We start from the raw sequence: 3,763 nt of genomic DNA on the forward strand, positions 1-3,763 counted from the left end.
GGAATTCCATATATGCTGTATGTTAGATACTTAATAAAAATGTCTTGGCTATTATTATCGGATAGAGTTATAAATATAGTATGATTGTACGTAGATATTTTATTTAAGATATTACTATAAATAATTTTCACTGTAATATTTATTGATTGATGAGAAGATTGTACTTCGAATATTTCCGCATAACATTGACCGGGCCTTAGTTGAGCTATAGATATGCTTGATGGAGAGATACCGGTGATACATTTTGAATATAGAAAAACGTAAACATTATACGCAGATACGTTACCTAGGTTTTTGATGTATAATATTATATAGAATGAGTTAGAATTCTGAATTATACTATAATCTACTAAGTTAATCTTAGAATAACCAATTATGCTTACGTTAGTACATTCCCTGAAAGTCTCATTTTGAGCAGTATAATATATTGTTATAAATATTTTGTAATTATTAGGAGTTATTATGGCAGAATATGTTTCGTTTGGATAGAGAGATCCTATATAAATGTATGATGGCATAGCGTTTAGTATAGATAAGTAAACATTACTTAGAGTGAAATTATTAGTGTTAGTAACTTTCAAATATATTTCGCAATCTTGTATAATATATTTTACATTAATTTGAGGAGTAATATGAATTATGAAATCTTGATAGAATTCAATCCCGCATATTTCAAAAGATATATGAACATTACTGCTTCTTAATTGTGAAATGTTAAGTTCTACGTATTCACCTGGGTAAAGCTTCTTATATTGTATTAATCCATTTACGCTTAGATTATTTATAGATATGTTTAGCGGATTATATATTATTATTTTTTGACTTGTTTGATATATAGATAGGTATGTTGAGTTCATAATTGGCAATGTTATTTCTCCTATCTCTGTAATATTTAGTGCAAATATTTTTATAATAACATTTCCAGTAATATTATATAATATTTCTGGAATTTTTATTACACAATTTGATTTCCATAGAGGGATTTTCAGTATAGTTTGATTTACGCTTGCCGAGTTACTTAGTATAAGTAACGTAATGTTGTAGAAATCGGTACCAAATGTGTTGTTAACATATAATATAACTAAATCCTTATTTGGCAAAAGATAGTTGGGGTACGGTGAAGATACAACCTTATAAATAATAGGAACCTTGAATGTAGGTAGTACAAATAAATATAATTCTGTCTTATAATTTTCAATTCCATAGGGCGTAGAGTATTGAACGTATAACTTTAATGGATAATATGAACCTTCATAATTTAATGGTACAAAAATTGACGCATTTATGATTGTAGAGAAGTTATTCAAGTCAATTTCATTGCAATTATTAATATATAGTATAAGATCATGAATTGGCAGACATTTAGGCTTTACTATTTCAAGGTATAGATTATTTTCTCCAACATGTAATGTGGAGTTTAATGGGACTAAATTCAAATTGATTTGTCCATAATATGGTAAGGTAAAATTAAATGGAGTTATACATTTATAAGTTGAGTTATCTATTATCGTAAACCAGGTAAAATTACCATTAAAATATAGAGTTTTTGTACCATTAATAACCTTATCCATAGTTACATTAAAACTAATAGTAATGTATCCTTGTTGATACGTTAAAGGATAAGTTTCGCATATTTTTCTTCCCCCAGACTCGTTTGTAAGGCATGTTGGTAAATTTAAGGAAACCTTAATTCCATAAACCTTAAGTTGATCATAATATATTATGCCGAGTTGAATTTCAGCAGTATTATTTTCCGGTGGTTTAAGCCAATTTGCAGAAATTATGTAATTAACTTTTTGTTGAGAATTATTATACGCATATATTATCCCAATATTAGAGACTAAAATCATAATTATGATAATTATAATTAATATCCTATTCATATAGACTCTATATTATGGCAAGAATACGCCGTATATTTAAGGATACGTTAAATTTCTTCTAATAAAGATTTATATAGATATTTGATTATCTACTTTTTAAGATAAAATTTTTATTATACGACTTACATGGAATTACTGTATGATATTCGAATTCCTAGAAATGTTTTACATGATAGTAACTAGGACTTTTCTCTACTGGCCAATACATTTTATAATATTTTTAGTAGCAGCTACATTTATAAGAGGATATCTTGCAAGGACTTACAAACCACACACTGAAGGTTTGAAGAGAGAGAATGTAAAAGTTAGTGTAGTAATACCAGAATATAACGAAGACTTAGATATATTTGAAAAAGTTATAAAAAGTGCAGTAGAAAATAAGCCGGATGAGATAATAATAGTTTATGAAGATGAAAGGAAGGAAATTGAAAAAATAGCAAAAAAATATAAGACAAAAGGGGTGAATATTATAGATTTTTACCCTGGAATTAGATTAGGTAAGAGAGCTTCATTAGCCTTAGCGTGGATGATTGCCAAAGGTGACATAATAGTCCAATTAGATAGCGATACGATAATGCAGCCTGGAGCAATAAACGAGATAGTAAAACCTTTTTCTGATCCAAAAGTTGCAGGAGTTCAAGGACATCCATTACTTTTCAGAACTGGAGGAAAAATCCCTTATATATTAGGTCAGATAATTGAGCTATCTAGAGATATAGTTTGTAAGATGCTTGATGGTGAGTTGGTGGTTATAGATGGTAAAATTGCAGCATATAGGAGAGACTTTCTTATTAAGAATATTAAGGAATTTTTAATAGAGAAATGGGGTAAAAGGAAAATAATTGTAGCGGACGATAGGGCGTTAACTTTCTTAGCAAATATTCAGGGATATAAAACTGTATATCAATCTACAGCCCTAGGATTATCTGCCGCTCAGCCAACCCTAACAAAATTTATCTTACAGCAATTAAGATGGGCAAGGAGCGGTTATCTTTATCTAATTAAAGATATCAAAACTGGACTTTTCTTCAAATCAACTAGAAGATATAGGTTCCAAATGCTTACTTATCTCCTTGCTCCGGTATCATTTACAGTGGCCTGGGTTCAAACGCTTTTGGCTAACGTAGAAGTAGTTAATATTATTGGAGCTTATATAAATTCTATAGTATCACTTAATATTCCAATTATATTATATTCTATATTTGTCTTCATATTAGGGCTAACAATGACTCTTAATTTCAGTCTGAAAGCATTGGGTATAGATTATAATGAAATAAAGAAGTTATCAATAACCGCATTCGATTACGTGATATTAGGCATTATAGGATTATTTGTAATATACCCAATGAGTTTGTACGCAATGTTAACTTATAGGAACGTAACATCATGGTTAACGAGGTGAAATGTAATGGGTTTATATTTAAAAACTAAAAAAGGAATAAAATGTGAAGTTTGTAACACTATTAACAATCCGAAGAGTTTGTTCTGTAAAAAATGCGGAAGTCTATTACATCCTGAGTATAAAACTAAAATTATCATGAGATACTTACTAGATGTAGTTCTAAATATTAATAAATATCATAATATCTTGCAATCTGTTAGAGATTATGAGATATATGGAATTAAAATAGATCATTATCTTGAGTTTGAAGACCATATAGAGCTGATTAGTGTAATATCTAGAACAGACGACCTCTTGAAGCATATGCCTATATTTAGTACTGACGGCAAAAAGAAAGTGGTAAATATTTTACTTGTAGCTATAAATATTGAGGCAGAAAAATTAGTCAATATATTGAAACTGGCAACACTCTTAAGGCCTGCAACATCGCTGAAAACTGAAAACTTTAAAGTTTATAAGGTAACTGAAAATTTAGATA

The 3,763-nt window shown here is 28.9% G+C and carries 3 protein-coding genes; 2 read left to right on the forward strand and 1 reads right to left on the reverse strand.

Annotation, left to right across the window (positions count from 1 at the left end):
- The coding region (locus tag D1867_RS00065; protein ID WP_155862279.1) for a COG1361 family protein at positions 1-1,883 on the reverse strand (1,883 nt) is incomplete at its 3' end.
- Positions 1,884-2,022: 139 nt separating this feature from the next.
- Between D1867_RS00065 and D1867_RS00070 the strand changes: the two genes are divergently transcribed.
- Together D1867_RS00070 and D1867_RS00075 are read left to right on the forward strand one after the other, a co-directional pair.
- On the forward strand, positions 2,023-3,285 hold the full coding sequence (locus D1867_RS00070; RefSeq protein ID WP_155862280.1) for a glycosyltransferase: 1,263 nt from the start codon (positions 2,023-2,025) through the stop codon (positions 3,283-3,285).
- 6 nt (positions 3,286-3,291) lie between these two features.
- The coding region (locus D1867_RS00075) for a zinc ribbon domain-containing protein (protein WP_205737126.1) at positions 3,292-3,763 on the forward strand (472 nt) is incomplete at its 3' end.

This window comes from Acidianus infernus (genome assembly GCF_009729545.1).
In the GTDB taxonomy this organism is placed as follows: Archaea; Thermoproteota; Thermoprotei_A; order Sulfolobales; family Sulfolobaceae; genus Acidianus; species Acidianus infernus.